22 protein-coding genes and 1 pseudogene are annotated in these 19,412 nt (G+C 70.5%); 12 read left to right on the top strand and 11 right to left on the bottom strand.

Annotated elements, in window-relative coordinates:
• The first annotated feature begins 104 nt into the window (after nt 1-104).
• Nucleotides 105-785 (top strand): hypothetical protein, encoded by a 681-nt coding sequence (locus tag KUM40_RS06650; protein ID WP_217163852.1) that lies wholly within the window; start codon nt 105-107, stop codon nt 783-785.
• A gap of 5 nt (nt 786-790) precedes the next feature.
• Entirely contained in the window at nt 791-1,228 is a 438-nt protein-coding gene (locus tag KUM40_RS06655) for a hypothetical protein (protein ID WP_374227351.1), read from the top strand.
• Nucleotides 1,229-1,238: 10 nt separating this feature from the next.
• On the opposite strand, the gene KUM40_RS06660 is transcribed toward KUM40_RS06655, so the two are convergent.
• Entirely contained in the window at nt 1,239-1,646 is a 408-nt protein-coding gene (locus KUM40_RS06660) for a DUF1992 domain-containing protein (protein WP_217163855.1), read from the bottom strand.
• A 115-nt stretch (nt 1,647-1,761) separates the two neighbouring features.
• Here KUM40_RS06660 and KUM40_RS06665 point away from each other — a divergent pair, with 115 nt between their 5' ends.
• Nucleotides 1,762-2,154, top strand: coding sequence for a hypothetical protein (locus KUM40_RS06665; RefSeq protein WP_217163857.1), 393 nt, complete (start codon nt 1,762-1,764; stop codon nt 2,152-2,154).
• 20 nt (nt 2,155-2,174) lie between these two features.
• On the opposite strand, the gene KUM40_RS06670 is transcribed toward KUM40_RS06665, so the two are convergent.
• The gene (locus KUM40_RS06670; RefSeq protein WP_217163859.1) at nt 2,175-2,846 is read right to left on the bottom strand and encodes an O-methyltransferase; all 672 of its coding nucleotides are present in this window, start codon (nt 2,844-2,846) and stop codon (nt 2,175-2,177) included.
• A 569-nt stretch (nt 2,847-3,415) separates the two neighbouring features.
• Here KUM40_RS06670 and KUM40_RS06675 point away from each other — a divergent pair.
• Nucleotides 3,416-5,578 carry a bifunctional glycosyltransferase 87/phosphatase PAP2 family protein gene (locus KUM40_RS06675; protein WP_217163861.1) on the top strand — a complete coding sequence of 721 codons (2,163 nt, stop codon included), beginning with the start codon at nt 3,416-3,418 and terminating at the stop codon, nt 5,576-5,578.
• Here the strand turns inward: KUM40_RS06675 and KUM40_RS06680 are convergent.
• From KUM40_RS06680 to KUM40_RS06690, 3 genes are all read right to left on the bottom strand, one after another.
• A complete protein-coding gene (locus tag KUM40_RS06680; protein WP_217163863.1) occupies nt 5,532-7,187 on the bottom strand; it encodes a hypothetical protein in 1,656 nt (551 codons plus the stop codon). The genes KUM40_RS06675 and KUM40_RS06680 overlap by 47 nt on opposite strands.
• Before the next feature lie 93 nt (nt 7,188-7,280).
• Complete coding sequence (locus KUM40_RS06685) at nt 7,281-7,547, bottom strand: DUF397 domain-containing protein (protein WP_254394678.1); 267 nt, start codon at nt 7,545-7,547, stop codon at nt 7,281-7,283.
• The gene (locus KUM40_RS06690) at nt 7,522-8,370 is read right to left on the bottom strand and encodes a helix-turn-helix transcriptional regulator (protein ID WP_217163866.1); all 849 of its coding nucleotides are present in this window, start codon (nt 8,368-8,370) and stop codon (nt 7,522-7,524) included. The genes KUM40_RS06685 and KUM40_RS06690 overlap by 26 nt, the downstream gene beginning before the upstream one ends.
• Before the next feature lie 94 nt (nt 8,371-8,464).
• On the opposite strand from KUM40_RS06690, the gene KUM40_RS06695 reads away from it, so the two are divergent.
• Nucleotides 8,465-8,908 carry an ATP-binding protein gene (locus KUM40_RS06695; protein ID WP_308401071.1) on the top strand — a complete coding sequence of 148 codons (444 nt, stop codon included), beginning with the start codon at nt 8,465-8,467 and terminating at the stop codon, nt 8,906-8,908.
• Here the strand turns inward: KUM40_RS06695 and KUM40_RS06700 are convergent.
• Nucleotides 8,905-9,681, bottom strand: coding sequence for an alpha/beta fold hydrolase (locus tag KUM40_RS06700; protein ID WP_217163867.1), 777 nt, complete (start codon nt 9,679-9,681; stop codon nt 8,905-8,907). The genes KUM40_RS06695 and KUM40_RS06700 overlap by 4 nt on opposite strands.
• Nucleotides 9,682-9,738: 57 nt before the next feature.
• Here KUM40_RS06700 and KUM40_RS06705 point away from each other — a divergent pair, with 57 nt between their 5' ends.
• Nucleotides 9,739-10,155, top strand: a complete 417-nt coding sequence (locus KUM40_RS06705) for a MarR family winged helix-turn-helix transcriptional regulator (RefSeq protein WP_217163868.1) — start codon at nt 9,739-9,741, stop codon at nt 10,153-10,155.
• A 70-nt stretch (nt 10,156-10,225) separates the two neighbouring features.
• Here KUM40_RS06705 and KUM40_RS06710 read toward each other — a convergent pair whose 3' ends face one another.
• The 3 genes from KUM40_RS06710 to KUM40_RS06720 all read right to left on the bottom strand — a co-directional run bounded on the left by KUM40_RS06710 (nt 10,226) and on the right by KUM40_RS06720 (nt 12,820).
• Nucleotides 10,226-11,362: a hypothetical protein gene (locus KUM40_RS06710; RefSeq protein ID WP_254394679.1), complete on the bottom strand. Its 1,137-nt coding sequence runs from the start codon at nt 11,360-11,362 to the stop codon at nt 10,226-10,228.
• A gap of 133 nt (nt 11,363-11,495) precedes the next feature.
• On the bottom strand, nt 11,496-12,230 hold the full coding sequence (locus KUM40_RS06715) for a cysteine hydrolase family protein (protein WP_217163869.1): 735 nt from the start codon (nt 12,228-12,230) through the stop codon (nt 11,496-11,498).
• Nucleotides 12,230-12,820, bottom strand: a complete 591-nt coding sequence (locus KUM40_RS06720; RefSeq protein WP_217163870.1) for a cysteine hydrolase family protein — start codon at nt 12,818-12,820, stop codon at nt 12,230-12,232. The genes KUM40_RS06715 and KUM40_RS06720 overlap by 1 nt, the downstream gene beginning before the upstream one ends.
• Before the next feature lie 147 nt (nt 12,821-12,967).
• Between KUM40_RS06720 and KUM40_RS06725 the strand changes: the two genes are divergently transcribed.
• Nucleotides 12,968-13,969: a GlxA family transcriptional regulator gene (locus tag KUM40_RS06725; RefSeq protein ID WP_217163871.1), complete on the top strand. Its 1,002-nt coding sequence runs from the start codon at nt 12,968-12,970 to the stop codon at nt 13,967-13,969.
• Here KUM40_RS06725 and KUM40_RS06730 read toward each other — a convergent pair.
• Nucleotides 13,966-15,195, bottom strand: coding sequence for an MFS transporter (locus KUM40_RS06730; protein ID WP_217163872.1), 1,230 nt, complete (start codon nt 15,193-15,195; stop codon nt 13,966-13,968). The two genes, KUM40_RS06725 and KUM40_RS06730, sit on opposite strands and share 4 nt — an antisense overlap.
• A 2-nt stretch (nt 15,196-15,197) precedes the next feature.
• The gene (locus KUM40_RS06735) at nt 15,198-15,977 is read right to left on the bottom strand and encodes a GntR family transcriptional regulator (RefSeq protein ID WP_217163874.1); all 780 of its coding nucleotides are present in this window, start codon (nt 15,975-15,977) and stop codon (nt 15,198-15,200) included.
• A 558-nt stretch (nt 15,978-16,535) separates the two neighbouring features.
• On the opposite strand from KUM40_RS06735, the gene KUM40_RS06740 reads away from it, so the two are divergent.
• The 5 genes and pseudogenes from KUM40_RS06740 to KUM40_RS06760 all read left to right on the top strand — a co-directional run bounded on the left by KUM40_RS06740 (nt 16,536) and on the right by KUM40_RS06760 (nt 19,347).
• On the top strand, nt 16,536-16,976 hold the full coding sequence (locus tag KUM40_RS06740) for a hypothetical protein (protein WP_217163875.1): 441 nt from the start codon (nt 16,536-16,538) through the stop codon (nt 16,974-16,976).
• A gap of 14 nt (nt 16,977-16,990) precedes the next feature.
• Nucleotides 16,991-17,700: pseudogene (locus KUM40_RS06745) on the top strand (aldo/keto reductase).
• Nucleotides 17,701-17,784: 84 nt separating this feature from the next.
• Nucleotides 17,785-18,609: a phosphotransferase gene (locus KUM40_RS06750; RefSeq protein ID WP_308401072.1), complete on the top strand. Its 825-nt coding sequence runs from the start codon at nt 17,785-17,787 to the stop codon at nt 18,607-18,609.
• A 91-nt stretch (nt 18,610-18,700) separates the two neighbouring features.
• Nucleotides 18,701-18,964 (top strand): hypothetical protein, encoded by a 264-nt coding sequence (locus KUM40_RS06755; protein ID WP_217163876.1) that lies wholly within the window; start codon nt 18,701-18,703, stop codon nt 18,962-18,964.
• Nucleotides 18,961-19,347 (top strand): hypothetical protein, encoded by a 387-nt coding sequence (locus tag KUM40_RS06760; protein ID WP_217163877.1) that lies wholly within the window; start codon nt 18,961-18,963, stop codon nt 19,345-19,347. The genes KUM40_RS06755 and KUM40_RS06760 overlap by 4 nt, the downstream gene beginning before the upstream one ends.
• The last annotated feature ends 65 nt before the right edge of the window (nt 19,348-19,412 follow it).

The following is a 19,412-nucleotide window of genomic DNA, read 5'->3' on the forward strand; positions in this document are numbered from 1 at the left end:
CCGGGTCAGGCTGCCCTCAGCTTCGACCGCACTGCTGCGACAGCACGGCGGTGGTGGTCTTTCACCTCCACTCGAACAGCGAGCGCCTCACGGCGCACGCACTCATGTCCACAGGCGTGATCATCGCTTTGATCGTGATCGTGGCGGCCGTGCTCGTCGTCGCGGCCGTACTTGCCCTGCGCGCACGGGGCCCCCAGCACGGCGGAAGCCTGAAGCGGCGCTTCGGGCCCGAGTACGACCGGGCCGTGACCCGGCACGACGGCGACACCAAGGCCGCCGAGCGTGAACTGACCGAGCGTGTGGAGCGGCACGGGGCGCTGCGCGAACGGCCGTTGGAAACCGCCGAGCGCGAGCGCTTCGAGGCCCGCTGGACCGCGGCCCAGGAGCGCTTCGTCGACTCCCCGCGCGAGGCGGTCGGCGAGGCGGACCGGCTGCTCGCGGAACTCGCCGGTGCCCGGGGCTTCCCGGACGGCGGACAGTACGAGGAGCAGCTCACGGCGCTGTCCGTGCACCACGCCCACCAGGTCGAGGGCTACCGGCGCGTGCACCGCGTGACGCACGCGCGCGTGGACGGTGTGCAGGACGGGGGCGCGGGCACGGAGGAGATGCGCGCGTCCATGGTCGAGGCCCGCGCGCTGTTCGAGGCCCTCATGCGCCCGTCCCGGCACGACGGCACCCACCACGACGATGCCCGAAACCGCCCCGGGACCGGCGGCAACGCACCGGCACCCGCCCGCGCGCACCGCACCTGGTCCTTCAACAAGCGCCAGCCGAAGGAGAGTTGAGGCACATGTCCGATGTGACCCGGCAGGTCGGCGGCACCCCCGCCGAGCCGGACCGGCAGACACAGGCACAGGCACAGCCAACGGCGCACGCACAGCCAACGGCGCAGGCGCCGACACCGACACCGGCGCCGACACCCGATGTCGTCGGCGGCGAGAGCGGGCTCCTCCCGCGCGACGAGTGGGACAAGCTCGGTCAGCGGCTGCACCACGCGGTGGCCGGATTCGTCGACGCGCCCCGCGCCTCCGTCGAGGAGGCCGACCGGGTCCTGGAGGAGATCACCGCCCGCTTCACGGACGCCGTGACGCACCGGCGTCGGACCCTGCGCACGTCCTGGCAGGACGTCCCCGAGGAGGACAGCGGCGCGCCGAGCACGGACACCGAACAACTCCGCCTGGCCCTGCGGGACTACCGCGAGCTGGCGGACCGCCTGATGCGTCTGTGAACGACAGGCGCTACCGCTCCGCCCGGCGCTCCCGCCATTGCCGTACGACCTCTTCGACGTCGTAGGGCTTCAGACCCAGCGGGGGGCCGGGCGGCGGCTTGAACATGACGTCGCGGATCTTGACGTTGATCTCCTCGACGATGCGGCGCACCACCCGCTCCGACGGTGCCTTCGCCGCCGCCTCCAGGGCGTCCTCCGCCTCCTTGCGCAGGGCCAGCGTGGGCGGCAGTACGGAGAAGCCCTCGCGGGCCATCTTCCGCTTGACCCACCACAGTTCGTCGTAGGTGCTGTCGACCTCGCTGGGAAGGGGCTTGCCCGCACCGGGCAACTGGGCGAAGTCGCCGCGCGCGTCCGCGTCGCGAATTTGTTTGTCGACCCAGGACTCGAAGTCGACGCCGGGTGGCTTTCGCTCGGTCATGACCCCATTGTGCCGGACACCGGACCACCGGTCGATCTATCATGCGGCGGCGACAAGCCAACGACGGACGTGCCAAGCCAACGACGGACGTCTCGGGGACCTCGAAGGAGCGCACGTGCTCGAACTCACCATGGCCACCGTCACCGCGGCGGACGCGGGTGTCACGGCCGGTATGCAGATGGCCGACGCGCCCAGCGAGCCGGACGCGGTGTTGCGGGTGGGCCGGGACAAGTCCGTGTGCCGGCTGTCGACGCCGGACGACTGGCTGTTCGTCTCCCGGGCCCACCTGGAGTTCCGGTGCGGCCCCGACGGCACGTGGAGCCTGGCCTGGCTGCGCGGCTCCCAGCCGGACCCCTCCTGCGAGGTCCGGCTCACCGTCGGCGAGCACGCGCAGGCCCTGTCGTACGGCGGCACCGTGCCGCTGCCCAGGGGCAGTAGCGGCGAGGTCGTGGTCCAGGACCGCGCGGAGCCGCGCAGTGTCAACGTCGGCTTCTACCACGAGGTGTAGGGCGGCCGGGGACCGGTCGTTCAGGCCAGTACGCGTGCCAGCGCGAACCCGTCGTACCCCTTGCTGCCGACCGTCTGTACCGCGGTGCCGCTGAGCCGCGGGTGGCTGCCGATCATTTCGATGGCGGCGCGGGTGCCGCGTACGTCGGCGCCGGTGTCGTCGGCGTCGGCCACGCGGCCGTCGCGGACCACGTTGTCGATGACGATCAGGCTGCCGGTGCTGGTGAGTTTCAGGGCCCACTCGAGGTAGTGCGGGTTGTTGCCCTTGTCGGCGTCGATGAAGACCAGGTCGAAGGGCGGCGGGTTGTCGTCGGCGAGCTTCGGCAGCGACTCCAGGGCCGGGCCCACGCGTACGTCGACGAGGGCGTCGAGGCCGGCGCGGGCGATGTTGCGGGTGGCGACCTCGGCGTGCCGGCCGCTGTACTCCAGCGTGACGAGGCGGCCGTCGGCGGGCAGGGCGCGGGCCAGCCAGATGGTGCTGTAGCCGCCGAGCGTGCCGATCTCCAGGATGGTGCGGGCGCCCTGGATCTGGGCGAGGAGCTGAAGGAGCTTGCCCTGGTTGGCGGCGACGTTCACCGGGGGCAGCCCGGCCGCGTCACTCTCCCTGCGGGCGGCTGCCAGGGCGTCGTCGTCGGGCGAGAGGTGGGTGGTGAAGTAGGCGTCGACGTCGTCCCAGAGCCGTGACTCGCTCATGCCGGTGTGCACCCTGTGTCTCCAGTCGGTCGGACCAGTCTAGTTAGCTCTTCTAAGTAGTTCCGCTAACGAATATAGACGCGAATATAGACGCGGGACGCGGGCACCGCAGGGCATTTCAGAGACGTGTTCGGACCCCGGCGTCCGCCCCGGCCTCCGTCATGAAGGAGCCCGCGGCACTCGGCCGCGGGCTGAAAAGCGACCATGGGCGTTGATGCGCCGTTTACGCCCGGTATGCTTTTCGTTGCGTTGTGCACCAAAATGGCGTACACGCAGGGACATCCGCGCGCCGCGCGGCGTTTCCTCCCGCGTGACCTGTGATCCTTCTCGCTCCCACGGGAGGCGTCCGGAGCTCCCCCGCACTATCGTCGTCCGAACATGTTGTCCGAACAAACGGCCGGACGACTGAAGAAGAAACGGAACGAAATGCGGGCGGCCGTCAGGTTGAGCGGGGGTTGCCTGCGTCTCCTCCCGGGGGTGGTGCGAGCCTCGTAGGGTTCGCGAGGGCGACACACTGCGTACACGGGCACGGTACGTACGGTACGAACGGGGCGGGAGGCCGACGAGGCGTGGCGAATGCGGAGCACAGTGGGCGACCGGCGGAGACCTTCGGAGCGTCGGCCGCCGACGCGACCAGAGCACGACTGCGGGTCGCGCGCCTCGGCCTGTGGCTGGTCGCCGCCGTCCTCGCCGTCAGACAGGTGGCCGCGGTCCTCGGCACCCCGCGCGGGGAACGCCTGACGGACCTGGAGACCTGGGTCGGCGAGCACGGCGTCCTGCACGTGGAGGGGTCCCTCTACGACTCCACGCAGTTCACCGGCACCCCCTTCGTCGGCCTCGTCCTCAAACCCTTCACCCGCGCCGCCGAGCAGGCCCTCGGCTGGGGCTGGACCTTCGGCTCACTGCTGCTGGTCGTGGCCCTCGGCCTGGTCGCCGCCCGGGCCCTGCCCCAGCCGGTCGGACGCCGTACGGCGCTGCTGGCGGCGCCGGTCGCCATCAGCCTGCTGATGCTGTCCCTCCCGGTGCGCAACGCGTTCTGGCTCGGCCAGACCAGCATCATCCCCGTCCTCCTCGTCCTGCTCGGCTGCTTCGCCGTACGCGGGACGCACGGCGACCGCGTGGGCGGCGTGCTGATCGGCGTCGCCGCCGCGTTCCAGCCGACGGTCCTCCTCTTCGTCCCCCTGCTGTGGTTCACCGACCGCAGACGGGCCGCCCTGTCGACGGGGCTCACGTTCCTCGCCTGCACCGCCGTCGCCTGGGCGGCCATGGCGCAGGACTCGTACACGTACTGGGTCCACCACATGGCCGGCGTGGGCCTGGGCGGCGAGGCCGACGACCTCGCCAACCAGTCGCTGCACGGCGCCCTGCTCCGCCTCGGGCTCTCCGGCCCCCTGGAGATCGCCCTCTTCCTCCTGCTCGGCGCCGCAGTCGCCGTCCTCGCCCTGCGCCGCGCCGTGCGCTACGCCCGCGACGGCCAACTGCTGCTCGCGGTCGCCGTCACCGGCTGCGCGGCCGTGGTCGTGTCCCCGGCGACCTGGCAGCACCAGCTTCTGTGGGTGCTGCCCGCGGTCGTCGGCCGGGTCGGCAGGCGCGCCTCCGACCGGTACGTGTGGCCGGTTGCCGTCGTCCTGGTCATGACGCTGCCCGCGAAGATGATGCTGCCGAACATGTCGGTCCTGTACCCGCTGCGGGACAACGTCGTCTTCCTCGCCGCGCTGGCCGCCGCCGTCGCCGTGCCCTTCCTGTCGCGCACGTCCCCGTACTTCGAGACACCGGTGCCGACGGCCTACGCGCCGCCGGTCCCGACCCGTTTCAAGCACGTCCCCCTGCTGCCGTTCCTGCGCCGGGTCCTGACCCGCCCCAACCTCCTCCTGGAGCTGCTCCTCATCCGGGTCACCTACGCCGCCTACTCTCAGGTCCGCCTCGCGGCGACCGGCGGCAGCAACTCGGCGGGCCGGGCGCGCGCCGAGGAGCACGGGACGCAGATCCACGACATCGAGCGATTCCTGCACATCGACATCGAGCACGCGATCAACCACGCGGTGGTCGGGGTCGGCTGGCTGCGGGACTTCTTCGACTTCTACTACAAGTCGTTCCACTTCATCGTCCCGCTGACCATCCTCGGCGTCCTGTACTGGCGCCGCGCCGTCGACTACCGCTGGGCCCGCGCCTCCCTGGGCTTCGCCACGCTGCTGGCCCTGGTCGGCTTCTGGCTCTACCCGCTGGCCCCGCCGCGGCTGATGCCGGGACTCGGGATCATCGACACCGTGCACGGCGTCCAGGACTTCACGAAGCCGGACTACGGCACGCTGACGCACCTCACCAACCAGTACGCGGCGATGCCGTCGCTGCACTTCGGCTGGTCGCTGTGGTGCGGGCTGGTGATCGCGATCATCGCGCCGAGGGTGTGGATGAAGGTCCTGGGCCTGATGCACCCGCTCTTCACCGTCTCCGCGATCGTGGCGACCGGCAACCACTGGATCCTGGACGCGGTGGGCGGCGCGGCCGTGGTGGCCGCCGGCTTCGGCCTGACCTACCTGTTCCAGGGCCCGAGAGCCCGGACGGTCACGGCGGCGGCCGAGGCGGCCAACGCCGCCCAGGCCCCCGCGCCCGTCCAGGCCCCGGCCTCCGCGCAAGCTCCGGCCCGCTCCCCGGCCAAGGATGCCGCCCCCGCCGGCGAAGACCTCAGCAGCGATCTCCCGCATCCGGCGAAGGACCGTACCGGGAGCTGAGCCGGTACTCACCGGGCGCCTCGACGGTCAGCCGGGTGAACTCGCCGTCCTGGGTGAGACACCCGCCGTCGCTGCGCAGCCACGGCGACCAGGCGATCCGTACGGTCACCGCCCCGGGCCGGTCCACGCGCAGCACCAGGTCGGCGCCGCTGGCCGTCACGACGGTGCCCGGCGCGGAGACCAGCGGTACGGCGTCCCGCACCCGGTAGACCTGCCAGTGCGGGTCCTGCCAGACGGGCTCCAGCCACTCGGGCCGCAGCTCCGCATCCCGTACGAGCGCGGCCTCGGCCTCGGCGGGGCCGTCCGGCTTGCCCAGCGGGGCGACGACGAAGCCGACCGCCCAGCGGTCCAGCCACGCCCGGTACGTCGCCGCGGAGAAGGTGCCGTCGTAGAAGAGGCGGGCGCGTTCCACGTCGAGCTGCCGGTTCCAGCCGCGTGCCATGTTGACGTGCGGGGCGAGTGCGGAGGCTTCGCGGTGATTGCGGGCGGGCACCACCTCCACCCGCGTGCGATCGGCGCCGAGCCCGTCCAGGGCACCCACCACACCGTCGGTCTCGGCGGCCCAGGCCGGCACGACGGTGGACACCTTCAGATCGTCGACGGTCTTCTTCCCCACCCACCCGGTGGAGTAGACGAGCCCGACGGCCAGCAGGCCCGACACCAGCCGCCGCGACCGGGCCGCGGTGAGCGCGGGAGGGGCGGTGAGCAGGGCGGCCAGCAGCACGGCGGGCGCGAACAGCTCCGCGAACCGCTCGACGTTCGTGCCGACCGGCGAGGCGACGAGATACGTCAGCACGGTCCCGAGCGCGTAAACGGCCCCGCTCCACCGGGCGACCCGCCAGGTACGCGGGGCCAGCACGGTGATCGCGAGGCCGAGCACGACCGGCGGCCATATTCGGGCCGCCGGCATGGGCTGCTCCCCCGTGAAGGGGAAGAACAGCGTCGTCAGCCCGACGACGGCCGCCGGGGGTATGAGAAGCACGAGGGCGCGCCCCCAGTCCCGTACGAGCAGGAACGCGGCGCCCACGACCGCCAGGAACAGCCCGGCCACCGGCGAGGCCATCGTCGCCAGCGCCGCGTACCCGGCGGCGAGCCACAGCCGCCGCTCCCGCACCAGCGGCACACAGGCGGCCAGCGCGAGGGCGACACCCAGCGCGAAGGTGGCCCGCCCCGAGGCGACGTCGCACCACAACGCGAGGGAGGCGAGCAGCGCGGGCCACACGGGCCGACGCACCCCGCACCGCACGATCAGCACGGCCGCGAGCCAGGAGGCGGCGAGTCCGGACACGACCGTGACCGTGCGCACGCCGACCAGCGCCATCAAGTACGGCGAGATCACGCTGTAGTTGGCCGTGTGCATCCCGCCGTACCAGAACAACCCGTACGCCGAACCGCCGTGCCGCGACGCGAAGTCGGCCCACGCCTCCTGCGCGGCGAGGTCACCGCCGCCCGTGGCGAGAAATGCCCACCAGACCACATACAGCGGGATGGTGGGCAGCGTCGCGAGCAGCGGCACGCGATGCCGGTGCCCGAAGGCGCGCAGTGCGTCGCTCGCGCGTCTTTCCCGACGCCGTTCGGGCCGGGTGACGGTCAGTTCGGCAGGGGCCACGGTCGAGTTTCCGTTCGGCGTCGTCAAGGTGCACGGCAGGGACACGTGCGAAGACGATAAATCGAACAGAAACGTTGACCGGGTCCGGTCAGATCATTCCGGAGTGGTGGCGGCCCAGCCGACGAAGGCGGTGAAGGTGGCGGGGGTGAGGGTGAGGATCGGGCCCGCGGGGGTCTTGGAGTCGCGTACGGCGACGGTGGTGTGGCGGGCCACCTCGGCGACCTCGACGCAGTCGCCGCCCTGGTCGCCGCTGTACGACGACTTGTGCCAGGCCAGCGGGCCGAGCGGTGCGCACTCCACGCACTCGCCGCCCTGGTCGCCGCTGTACCTGGACTTACGCCACTGGATCCTCGTCGGCATCGCCTTGCTCTCCATAGCGTTCCTCCATCACCCGGCGGATCAGCGCCGCCGAGTCCTTGAGGGAGAGCGCGGCGGCTCGGAGATGATCGTAACGGAGTGAACAGTCGTTGACGGTCTCCGGGTTGGCGGACGGATGCCCGGCGCCGTATCCCTCCGTGTAGACGATGGCCGGGTCCCTCGCGAAGCGATAGAGGTTGAATGAGCCTTGGAGGCCCGCGTGCGCTCCCACCGAGAACGGCAGTACCTGGACGTTGATGCGTGGATTGCCCTCGAAGGACAAAAGGTGGGCCAGTTGACCGCGCATCGTCTCTCGGTCGCCGATCTCCTGACACAGCGCGGCCTCGCTGAGGACCGCCCAGAAGACCGGTGGCGCCGTCTTCTCGAAGACGCGCTGGCGGGCGAGGCGTACGGCGGTGCGGTCGTCGAGGTCGGTTGGGTCGAGCGCGCTGAGTACGGCCCGTACGTAGGAGTCGGTCTGGACGAGGCCATGGATCATGCGTGTCTGGAACGTACAGATCTCGACCGCGTGCGACTCCAACTCGGCCACCTGTTGGAACCAGGCCGGGAGCTGGCTGCGCATCACCAGGTCGACGAGCCGGGACAGCAGCCCGCCCGTGCCCAGCGCCGCGTCGACGCGCTCGCTGAACTCCGGCGTCGGCAGCTTCCTCGCGGTCTCGATCTGGCCCACCAGGGAGCCGGTGTAATTGACGATGTCGCCGAGCTGCCGTTGCGTGAGCCCGGCCGCCTCTCGGTGGCGGCGCAGCTCGAAACCGTAGTAGTCGAGCGGTGACGCGCCCGGGTCGAGGACGTTGATGTGGGTCATGCGGAGAGCCCCCTCTCGTACAACTCGGTCCACGGCGGGACCGGTTGTATCCGTTCGGTAGCCCACGGTAGTCGTCCGACGTCAGGCTCGTGCCGTGAACGAATACTTTCCCTCGGTCCTCGTGGGCCACTGTGCGAACCAGTACCGGATGAGTTTCACGGCCGGCGCGCACTCGGCCGGGCATGTCCGGCGCATCGTCCGCTCGTACTTGCGCGAGTGGGACCTCGCCGAGTTGACCGACGCGGTGGAACTCGGCGTGACCGAGCTGCTGGCGAACGTCGTGCGCCATGTCCCGGACCGTCGCTGCACGTTGCTGTTGCTGCGGCGGACGGGCGGGGACGGGAGTGGAGTCCGGGTGGAGGTGGCGGACGGCAGTCCCCGGCAGCCCGTGCGGGCCGCGGGCGTGAGCGACGACGCGGAGTGCGGCCGGGGGCTGGTGCTGCTGGAGGCGGCGGCCGACAAGTGGGGTGTGGAGCCGGGGCCGAGGGGTGGCAAGACCGTGTGGTTCGAGTGCGGGGGCGGCTCCGCACCGGCCTAGAGCTGGGCGAGGAAGGGGTCGATCGCCGCCCACGTCGCCTCCGGGGCTTCGAGGTGAGGGAGGTGTCCGGCTTCCGGAATCTCGATGAACTGCGCGCCGGGTATGGCGCGTGCGACGGCCCGCCCATAGCCCGGCGTGACGATTCGGTCGCTCTCGCCCCACACCACGAGAGTCGGGACGTCCACCGCGTCGAGCCGGCCGAGCAACGTCGGATCGCTCATGTGCGGGCCCGCGACGGCGGCCATGGTGCGTCCGTTCGCCTGCTGGGTTGCGCGCTGCTCTTCGGTGAGGCCGGCCGGGTCGACGTAGCCGCGCTCCGGGTGGTGCCAGGCGGCCTCGGCGAGCCCGCGGGCGTCGAGGGTGAAGAAGTCCGCGACGGGCTCGCCGTCCACCACCGCGCCGACGCCGTCGATGACGACCACGGCCCCGATCACTCCTGCGTAGCGGTCGTCCGAGGCTGCCTGTACCGCCGTCTCAAGAGCGACCCACCCGCCGATCGAGGACCCGATCAGCACGACGTCGCGCTCTTCGTGCTCGCGCAGGCGCGCGAGATAGGCGGCCGCGAGCTGAGCGATCGAGGTGATGGAGTCGGGGCGCGCCGTCCCCTCCCAGCCGGGATGCGTGGGCGCGAACGTGTGCATGGTGGCTGCGAGATGCCCCACGACGGGGGCGACGGTCCGGGGTCCACCGCCGCCGTGCAGCACGAGTGCGGTGCGGGCTGCGGGGGAGCCGGCCTGGAGGGCGGGAAGGTCTTCGACGAGAGAGATGTTCATGGCAGCACTCCACTCTGAATCAACATGTTTATATAAGAGTGTTGATACACTACCACCATGACGACCGACCTGGAAGCCCTCGGGCAGGCGATCAAGCGTGCCCAGTACCGCAACCACCGTGCGATGGACGCAGCGCTGCGCGAGATCGGGGTCAGCCTCGTCCAGTGGGACGCGCTGCGCGCCGTCGAGCGGATGCCCGGAGCCTCAGGGCACGAACTCGCTGTCGCGACGTTCCAGAGCGACCAGGCGTTCGGCACCCTCGCGAACCGGCTCCTTGATCGCGGGCTCATCACCCGGTCCGCAGGCCATGGACGACGCCTCGATCACGCGCTCACCGAGGCGGGGCAGGCAGCACTCGCGGAAGGGCGGCAGTTGGCGGTCGGTGTCCTGGAGGACCTCTTCGCACCTCTCGAGGAGTCGCAACGAGCGCAACTGCTTCGAGTGCTCCGGGATCTCACCGCGGGCGCGTGCTGAGACAGGGCCGCGCCGCGCAAGGCGGCCCGGAGGGGCGTCCCCCGCCCAGGGAGCGGGGGACGCCCGGTGGTCACACCGCTGCGGTGTGGCCGGTGACCGGGCAGGCGCCGGTTGCCGCCGCCGTACCGAAGGCGGCTGTCTTGGCGGTGGGTGCCGTTCCGCCGATCTGCTGGAGTATCTCGTCGGAGAGCAGGTCCTCCTTGCCCTTGAGCGCGTCGGCGACTTCGAGATCGGTGTTGAAGACCATCTCGGCGGCGACGTTGTCCTGGACGATTCGCGCGAGGTTGTCCAGGGCGACGAAGATCGGGTCCGAGGGGGTCTCCACGGTCGGCAGGTCGATGAGGTGGGTGTCCACCTTCGCCTGGTTCATGGTGCGTCGGATGATGATGGACGCCTGGTTGAGCTCGGCCGTGGTCCAGATCGACAGCACCGTGACGTACAGGTTGCTCCACGCCTGTTCACCGATCAACGCGCGCCATCGCTTCATCAGGTCCTCGATGCCGGTGATCTGCGCGGTGGCGGCGAAGGTCATGTTGACGCGGATGGACGGGTAGACGGTGGCCGCGAAGCGGTTGAACGACACCATGTCGAACGACTGGGCCGTGACGGACGCGTCGATGAACTTGACCGCCTCGCTGAGGATCTGGTCGCAGGAGTTCTCCAGGTCGAGGGGAAGGTTCGCGGTGCCGAGCTTGGTGTGCGCTGTCCGGAGCGTGGTCTTGAAGGCGTTCAGCGGGGTGATCCAGCCCTTGTCGCCCGGTGTTCTGGTGACGACCATGTCGAGGTCGTGCGGGTCGATGCGGTCCGCGTTGGGGATGTTGGGGACCTGGTCGCTCAGGTAGGCGGCGAGTATGGAGAAGACGCCCAGGGGAACGTGGGCGATCGACTTGGCGAGCTCGAAGTACGCCGGGACGGGGTCGACGGTCTCGACCTGCTTGCCGTCGTTGATGAGCGTGAAGCGTCCGCCGACCGCGTTGTTGGAGACGACGATGACCGGGCTGAGCTGGGTCGTCAGTTCGCTCTTGAGGGTCGCGTAGTTCGCGCGCATCCTCGCGTTGACGGCGCGTATCGCGTCGCGTGCCGCCTTCTCGTCGGTCGCGGTGGTCCCCGCGGTGGCCGCCGAGGCGGTGGAGGCCGACTGGCCGGTGAAGAGAGTCGCCGCTCCGACGGCCGACGCGGTACCCAGAAATCCTCTACGTGTTGCCATGCCCCGTCTTTCCTTCTTGGTGACTGGAAGTGCCTTGTGGCGATGTGGGGGGAACAGCGTGGGGGGAGTTCGAGGTGGGGGGAGTTCGAGGTGGGGGTGCAGGGAGGCCTCAGGGCTTCAGGGCCTCAAGGGCTCACGTCAGGGACTTCTGTGACGGGACAACGACCCCGTAGAGATCCTGGACCGTGGCGAGAGCGGCCTCGTGGACCTGCTGTGCGGGAACGCCGTCCGGGTCGCCCTTGAGGGGCAGCGGCCGGGTCGCGGAGGCGTCGGCGACCACGGTCGGCGCGTTGCCGTTGAGGAACGCGCCCTGGGCGGTGAACAGGGTGCACATGTTGGTCATGAACCCGGCGACGATGACGTTCTTGTTGCCGGCCTTCTTGACCTTCTCGGCGAGGTCGGTGCCGTGGAAGGCGTTCGGAACGCTCTTCTCGACGACGGGCTCGCCCTTGACCGGCTTGAGTGCCGGGATGATCTGCCCCGCTTTCGACTTCAGGTCGTAGCCCTTGTCGACGATGTGGATGACCGGCGTGCCCGCCGCACGGGCCCGCTTCAGCAGGGCTTCGGCGTTGTCCACCGCGGTCTTCCAGCCGTCGAGCTCCATCACGCCCTCGGTGTAGGTGTTCTGGTAGTCGACGAGGATGAGCGTCGCGTCGGAGAGCGTGGCCGGGGTCTCGTCCAGGCCGTTGAGCTTCCGCAGCGTGGTCGTGTCCTTCGCGACGTTCTTCTCCGCGGTGGTGGCGGTGGCGCCGGTGGCCGAGGGCTTCTCGTCGGAGGTGGCGGCCTGCGAACTTCCGCCGCACGCGGTGGCGGTGACCGAGAGGACTGCGGCGGCGCCGAGCGCGAGAGCGGGGCGGAGCAGCTTCATCAGGAGATCTCCTTCTGCGACAGAACGACGACGCCGTACAGGTCGGCGATGGTGGCGAGGGCGCTGTAGTGCACCTGGCGGGCGCCCAGTTCGGTGTCCGCGACCGGCAGCGCGCGGGTGGCGCACGCATCGGCCACGACAGTGGGGCGGTTGCCGCGCAGGAAGGCGCCCTGTGCGGTGAAAGCCACGCACATGTGGGTCATGAACCCGGCGATGACGAGGTCGCTGTTGCCCGCGGCGTCGACGTGCTTGTCCAGGTCCGTGCCGACGAACGCGTTCGGCACCTTCTTGGCGACGACGGGTTCGCCGTCGACCGGTGCGACGCTGGGGTGGATGGCGCCGATCTCGGCCCGGATGTCGTAAGGCGTCCCCTCACCGCCGTCGTTGACGACGTGGATGACCTTCGTGCCCCCCTGGCGGGCACGGGCGAGCAGTTGGGCGCCGGCGTCGAGTGCGGCCTGCCAGCCGTCGAGTTCCATGACGCCGGTCGTGTAGGTGTTCTGGTAGTCGACGAGTACCAGGGTGGAGGCGGCGAGCTCCGCGGGGGTGTCGTCGAAGCCGTTGAGCCGGCGCAGCGTCGTTCTGGGCATGGGAAACCGCCTGGATTCGCGTGTCGGGGGGGAGCAGTTCACCGGTGCGGTGACCTGTACTTACGACGCTATGGCCCACCGGTCTGTGTCGGCAATGTCAACTAACATGCAGATACCGACATGACCGTTGCCGAACGTGGGGGTCGCTTGAGTACCGTCAGACGACTGATCGTCATAGTTCTCTTCGAGGGCGTCGACCTGCTCGACGTCACCGGCCCACCGGAGGTCTTCTCTCTCGCGCGGCGCGAGACGGACGAGGCAGCGGGCTACCAAGTGGTCCTCGTCGCCGAGACCATGGAGCCGGTCACCACCGGGGCCGGGGTCCGCGTCCTGCCCGACACCACCTTCGACGGACTGGCGGTGCGGAGCATCGACACCCTGATCGTGCCCGGCGCCGTCGAGGTGGACGACCGGCGCCGCGTGCACCCGCTCACCGACTCCGCCGTGGTGGAGCGGGTGAGGCAGCTCGCCGGCCGGACCCGGCGGGTCACGTCCGTGTGCGTCGGAGCACACATCCTCGCCGCCGCCGGACTCCTCGACGGCAAGCGCGCCACCACCCACTGGTCGACCGCGCGCCAACTCGCCGCCGAACATCCCGCGGTCGAAGTCGACGCCGATCCGATCTTCATCCGTGAAGGTGATGTCTGGACCGGCGCCGGCATCAGCGCCTGCCTCGACCTCTCCCTCGCCCTCGTCGCCGACGACCTCGGCGAGGCGGTGGCACTGCGCGTGGCCCGGCAGCTCGTGATGTACCTGAAGCGGCCCAGTGGGCAGAGCCAGTTCAGTGTTCCGCTGGAGCAGGTCTCCGCGACGCGGCGCATCGAAGACCTCCGGCACCACATCATGCGCAACATCACCGAACCGCTCACCGTGGCCGACCTCGCGACCCAGGCCCACGTCAGCGACCGGCAGCTCACCCGTGTGTTCAAGACCGAACTCGGCACGACCCCGCACGCCTATGTCGAGTCGGCCCGCGTGGAAGTGGCACGCCACCAACTGGAAGCCACCGACGCGACCCTCGAACGGGTCGCGGCGGCCTGTGGCTTCGGCACCGTCGACACCCTGGTCAGGGCCTTCCGCCGCAGACTCGACACGACACCGACCGAGTACCGCCGCCGCTTCCGGACCGGCGCGGGCACCCGCGGCTAGCCCAGCCCCGCGCGGGCGCGCCACCACAGGAAGGTGGGGAGGGCGCTCAGCGTCATACCGGCCGTGCCGATCCACAAGGTCCCCGTCGCACCGAAGGCGGAGCCGGAAACTCCGCCCATGAGCCCGCCGAGCGGAATGCCGCCCGAGGAGACGAACCGAGCCGTCGCGGCCATCCGGCCCAGGAGCCGGTCCGGGGTGAGAGCCTGCTGGAGGCTCGACTGGGCCACCACGCGGACGACGCCGCCCATGGAGAGCGCGGCGAGCCCGACGGCGCCCCCGTACAGGGTCCAGCCGGGGCGTGCCAACGGCATGAGTACGGCCAACGGGCAAGTGGCCAGCGTGGCAAGCCAGATGACCGGCCCCTGGCCGATCCGCTTCGACAGCGTGGTGGCCGTCAACGCGCCCAGCAGGGCGCCACATCCCATGCCCGACAGGACGAGTCCGGTGCCGAAGGGCTTCAGGCCCATCGTGCGCTCCAGGAAGACCAGCAACATCGTTTGGTACATGACCAGGGAGAGGTTGAACAGCGCGTCCGAGAGGATGATCGCGCGCAGGGCGGAATGCTGGCACACGAACCGCAGACCCTCCTTGATCTCTCTGCTGAGTTGGGGCCTCTGGCTTGGCTCCGGTTTCTCCTCCCGGCCGCGGATCGTGGCCGCGCAGAGGCCGGACATGGCCATTCCGGCCGAACTCGCCATGAGCGTGGCCGGAGCCCCTACCAGGCCGACCAGGGGGCCCGCCACCGCCGGGCCGCCGATGCTGGTCACCGAGCGGATCGCCGAGAGCTTGGCATTCCCCTCCACGAGGTTGTCGCGTCCCACCAACTGCGGCAGGTAGCTGACGTGGGCAACGTCGAAGAACACGGTCAGTACCCCGTGCAGCAGGGCGACGGCGTACAGCAGCCGGATGGTGAGCAGGTCGGTCCACGACGCGACCGGGATCGTCAGGAGGGCCAACGCGCGGAGGAGGTCGGTGCCGATCATCACCGACCTCTTTCGCATGCGGTCGACCCAGGCGCCCGCCGGCAGCCCGACCAGGAGCGAACCGGCCGTGGTCGTCGCGGCCAGCAATCCGACCTGGAACTCGTCGGCGTGCAAGGTCGCGATCGCGACCAGGGGCAACGTCAGGAAGATGATCCGGTCGCCCAGTTGACCGAGTGCGGTGGCGGCGAAGAGGCGCCCGAAGTCCCGGTCGTTCAGGAGCCCGAGCCGGGGAAGCCCGGACATGCCTATCCCCTGGGGGCTGAGGAGACGGGACGGTCCACTCCGAACTCGTAGACCACCTCCCGGTACCGGTCCGGAATGACCATGTCGGCCGTTTCCACCGGGCGCCGGTCGGTGTCGTACATGGTGCGTTCGATGTGGAGGACGAGGTCTCCCGGGCTGATGCCGAGGAGGTGCGCCTGAGCGCGGGTGGCACGGGCCGGGCGCGGGATCTCGACGACCGTCTCGACGACGATGCCGAGGGAGCGCATGCGCTCGACCACCCCCGCGCCCGCCAAGTGCCCTGTCTCGGGCAGCACGACCGCTGTCCCGTCCGTGAGGGCCAAGGGCTCCCAGGACTCGGAGAGCTGGACCGGTTGTCCACCGGTGAGGAACTCGTACCGCGTGGTGACACAGAGGTCGCCGGGGTCGATGTCCAGCCGTTCGGCGATTCCTTCCGGGGCGGGGACGCGCACCCGACTGTCCGCGTCCCAGGCGTCGGCCCTGCCCCGCTCCCTCGTGTCGGCGCGACGGGGAGGCCCGCTGCGGCGTTCCCGGTGCCGCGAGCGGACCAGGCGCAGGCGCTCACGCGGGCTGCGGACGTACGTGCCCGAGCCCGCGCGTCCTTCGAGGAGCCCGTCGACGATCAGCCGGTTTACGGCCCGCTGTACGACATTGCGCCCGACCCCGTACTCGTCGGCGAGCCGTGCCCGCGACGGCAGCCGCGCCCCGATCTCCCACTCTTCCGCGAGAATTCGCGCGCGCAGCACGTCGGCCACGGCGAGGTACGGCGCCTCTCGGGGCATGGGTGGACCTCCGGTCGTCTCAGGGATGCCGGCAAGCTACTGCACCGCGTGAAAGCTGATGCAGTAGAAATGCGCTCGGCCGCTTTCCGCCCGCGCCCACCGGCCCCACCCGTGCCCACTCGTGAACACTCCGCCCCTCACTGTCCTCGACGCGCTCATCCGAGCGCGCGAAGGACACTTGCCTCCGTAGTGTTCACGCTTGGGCCGCAGTGCGCGGCCCTCGCCCCGTCGGCTCCTTCATCCAGCGCCGCTGCCTGTTCCCGGAGGGCCCGTATCAGTCTGCTGGCCTGGACGTGGTTGCGGCGGAGGATCGTGGCGACGCCGAGGTGCCGGGTCGGAGTCGGGGGGCGTGATCGGGACAGTGCGCAGCCCTGGCGCCGGACTGCCCGCCCTCCCGCACGACACACTGGTGCCGGAGGAGATCGTGGATCCCACCACGTGGCTGGTGCGCACCGACCTGCCCTGGCACGACGCGGCGTACCTGGAGGCGCACTACGCCGAGGGCAAGCGCCAGGCGGAGGCCGTCTTCGCCCAGTATCACGGGTTCGACTCGCCTCCGTGCGCAGCGCCCACGTGCTCGGTGGCGGCGCCCAGGAATTCACCGGCCGACTCGCACACTACGTCGGGCACATCACCCGGGGCACACCGCTCCTGGTGCACGCCGAGGCGTTGCCCACGGTCTTCATCCACTACGAGGAGCCGGCGGACCTGCTGCTGTGGGCGGCCACGGGCACCGACGCCGCCGGCCCGGTCAACGCCTGCTCCGACGGCCTGCTCGACGTCCGCGGCCTGGCCGCCGTGATCGCCGCACGGACCGGCCGACAGGCCGTCTTCCGGAGCGTCGTCGCGGGCGAGCCGGCCTCGCCGTTCTCCTTCGACCGCCATTACGCCACGAGCAACGCCCGTGCGAAGGCCATCGGCTTCCGCTTCTCCCACACGACCGACTGGCTTCCCGGTGCCGTCACCGAAGCCCTCGACGCGTCCGGCGCCCACGCCTGAGGAACGGACAGACCATGCGGTACCGCACGATCGGAAACACCACCGTCAGCGCCGTCAGCCTGGGTGTCATGCCGCTGTCCGTCGAGCACCGCCCGGACGAAGAGCGGGCGACGGCCACCATCCACGCCGCCCTGGACGCCGGGCCACCAAGGGCGGCCGCGGACGCCCCGGCGACGGCAGCCGGACCGTCACCGCTACCCCCGCCCACCTCAAGCGTGCCGCCGAGGGCTCCCTGAAGCGTCTGGGCGTCGACGCCCTCGGCCTGTACCAGCTGCACAAGCCGGACCCGGCCGTGCCCTGGGCGGATTCCGTGGGCGCGCTGCGCGAGTTGCTCGACGCCGGAACGATCCGTGCCGCCGGGATCTCCAACGTCACCACCGGCCAGATCCGCGATGCGCACGCGATCCTCGGCGATGCGCTCGTCTCCGTAGAGAATCAGTACTCGCCCACCGTGCGCGACAGCGAGCCCGAGCTGATCTCCCGCAGTTCCCTCGACGGACCGTCCGGACCGGTTTCTGTGAGCACCGCCTTCCACCGCATCACGGCCGAGCACGGCGCCAGCCCACAGCAGGTCGCCCTGGCCTGGCTGCTGACCCGTTCCCCGGCGATGATCCCGGTCCCGGGAGCCGGCCGCCCGACATCGATCCAGGACTCCGCCAAGGCGGCCGAGCTGAGGCTGAGCGAGGCGGAGCGGGCACAGTTGGACGACGCACTGCCCGGCTGAGCCGACGCACCAGCGCGCCGCGATTCCAGGCTGAAGCGGGGCACATCTCACGATGGGCCCGCACACAGCCGGTTTGACGCTAGCGTGATCGGCGTGACGGCTGAAGACGACGCGACGAACCGCGAAGTGCTGACAGGCGGCATGGCGAACGCAGGTGCAGTCTTCCGTCGAGGTGCTCTGGTGGATCGCCCGGCGCCGCCCACCGGGCGTGCCATCCATGCCCACCTCCGTGCACTGGCACATCACGGCTTCGACGCGGCGCCGACCCCCGTCCGCCTCACTCAGGACGGCCGCGAGCAGCTGACCTTCCTTCCTGGCGACGTTGCGCTGCCGCCGTTCCCACCTTGGGCAATGACCTGGACTGCACTGACGTCGGTGGGCAGCCTGCTGCGGCGCCTTCGCGAGGCCAGTGCGGCCATTCCCCCCGACATCCACGTCGCATGGCCCCGAGACCTTGCTGACCCGGAGGGCGGGACGGTGCTGTGTCACAACGACGTATGCCCGGACAACGTCGTCTTCCGCGACGGCCGTGCCGTCGGCCTGATCGATTTCGACATGGCTGCCCCTGGCCGCCCCCTCTGGGACGTCGCCATGACTGCCCGCTACTGGGTCCCCATGCTCGACCCCGCATCAGCGACCGCCCTGTACCCTGCCGGACTGGATGCCCCTGCGCGACTGCGGATCCTTGCCGACAGCTACGACCTCTCGCTGCGGGAACGCGCCGAACTGCCGGGCGTCATCGAGCAGGCCACGGCAGTATGCCGGGCCTTTGTCGCGCGCCGCGTGGCCGACGGCGACACCATCCATCTCCGGGCACTGGCTGAGCGCGGGGGATGGGAGCGCTGGGACCGTATCCAAGCTTGGCTGGTACGTCACCGCGAGACGTTCACCGCCGCCCTACTGGACTGACCTGCCAAGCCCGGGAGAACGAGCTCACCGCGGCCTGAGCGTCGTCGGCTCTTCGCGGACCCGAGCGTATACGCAGGCGTATACTCCGGGCATGAGCGATGCGATGATCCGGGTTCAGGCCGAGGTGCGGGACCGGTTGGCAGTGATCGCGGAGGCGCGGGGGATGTCGATCCGGTCCCTGGTGCAGGAGTTCGCGGAGTCGACGCTGACGGAGGAGGAGCGTCGGGAGCGGGCCGAGAGGGCGCGCGCCTATCTCGCCGACAACTTCGGAGTCGAGGTGGGGGACGAGGAGAGCGCGGTGATGGGACGCAGGCTCCGGGAGGCGTTCGCCCGGCAGCAGGGTGAGGCCGCGTGATCCTGCACCACCTGGTCCTCGACACGCCCACGCTCGTGGCGCTGTCGGGCAATCGGCAGGTGTCCGCCCTGATCCACCGGGCCTACTTCGAGACGGAGACCCGTTTGTGGGTGCCGACCCTGTCCGTTCTGGAGGCGGAGAACGAACTTCTCGGCATCGCCGAGCACGTCGGACAACTGGACGTGGTGCACACCGTTGACCTCGATTACCCCGCAGTGCTCGCGGTTGCACGGATGAGTCGCGACGGTGTGCCGTCGGGAATCGGCGCGGCCGTCCACGCGGCTCGGCATCTGCCCGAGTGGGGTGCGGACGCGCTGATCGCCACGGTGGCTCCGAAGGCGTACGAGGGGCGCGGTCTTCCGGTGCTGGACCTGAACCGCTGACGCCAGGAACACCACCGCCCGGACACGCGAAGGCGGCGGCCCCGGGGATCAGGGGCCGCCGCCGT

Source organism: Streptomyces sp. AC512_CC834, from assembly GCF_019049325.1.
Classification (GTDB): Bacteria; Actinomycetota; Actinomycetes; order Streptomycetales; family Streptomycetaceae; genus Streptomyces.

Bases quoted from the DNA above. Each gene is read 5' to 3' on its own strand.
- KUM40_RS06650 (WP_217163852.1), top strand. From the start codon at position 105: ATGTCCACAGGCGTGATCATCGCTTTGATCGTGATCGTGGCGGCCGTG.
- KUM40_RS06655 (WP_374227351.1), top strand. From the start codon at position 791: ATGTCCGATGTGACCCGGCAGGTCGGCGGCACCCCCGCCGAGCCGGAC.
- KUM40_RS06660 (WP_217163855.1), bottom strand. From the start codon at position 1,646: ATGACCGAGCGAAAGCCACCCGGCGTCGACTTCGAGTCCTGGGTCGAC.
- KUM40_RS06670 (WP_217163859.1), bottom strand. From the start codon at position 2,846: ATGAGCGAGTCACGGCTCTGGGACGACGTCGACGCCTACTTCACCACC.
- KUM40_RS06685 (WP_254394678.1), bottom strand. From the start codon at position 7,547: ATGCCGACGAGGATCCAGTGGCGTAAGTCCAGGTACAGCGGCGACCAG.
- KUM40_RS06690 (WP_217163866.1), bottom strand. From the start codon at position 8,370: ATGACCCACATCAACGTCCTCGACCCGGGCGCGTCACCGCTCGACTAC.
- KUM40_RS06700 (WP_217163867.1), bottom strand. From the start codon at position 9,681: ATGAACATCTCTCTCGTCGAAGACCTTCCCGCCCTCCAGGCCGGCTCC.
- KUM40_RS06705 (WP_217163868.1), top strand. From the start codon at position 9,739: ATGACGACCGACCTGGAAGCCCTCGGGCAGGCGATCAAGCGTGCCCAG.
- KUM40_RS06710 (WP_254394679.1), bottom strand. From the start codon at position 11,362: ATGGCAACACGTAGAGGATTTCTGGGTACCGCGTCGGCCGTCGGAGCG.
- KUM40_RS06715 (WP_217163869.1), bottom strand. From the start codon at position 12,230: ATGAAGCTGCTCCGCCCCGCTCTCGCGCTCGGCGCCGCCGCAGTCCTC.
- KUM40_RS06720 (WP_217163870.1), bottom strand. From the start codon at position 12,820: ATGCCCAGAACGACGCTGCGCCGGCTCAACGGCTTCGACGACACCCCC.
- KUM40_RS06730 (WP_217163872.1), bottom strand. From the start codon at position 15,195: ATGTCCGGGCTTCCCCGGCTCGGGCTCCTGAACGACCGGGACTTCGGG.
- KUM40_RS06735 (WP_217163874.1), bottom strand. From the start codon at position 15,977: ATGCCCCGAGAGGCGCCGTACCTCGCCGTGGCCGACGTGCTGCGCGCG.
- KUM40_RS06755 (WP_217163876.1), top strand. From the start codon at position 18,701: ATGAGCGATGCGATGATCCGGGTTCAGGCCGAGGTGCGGGACCGGTTG.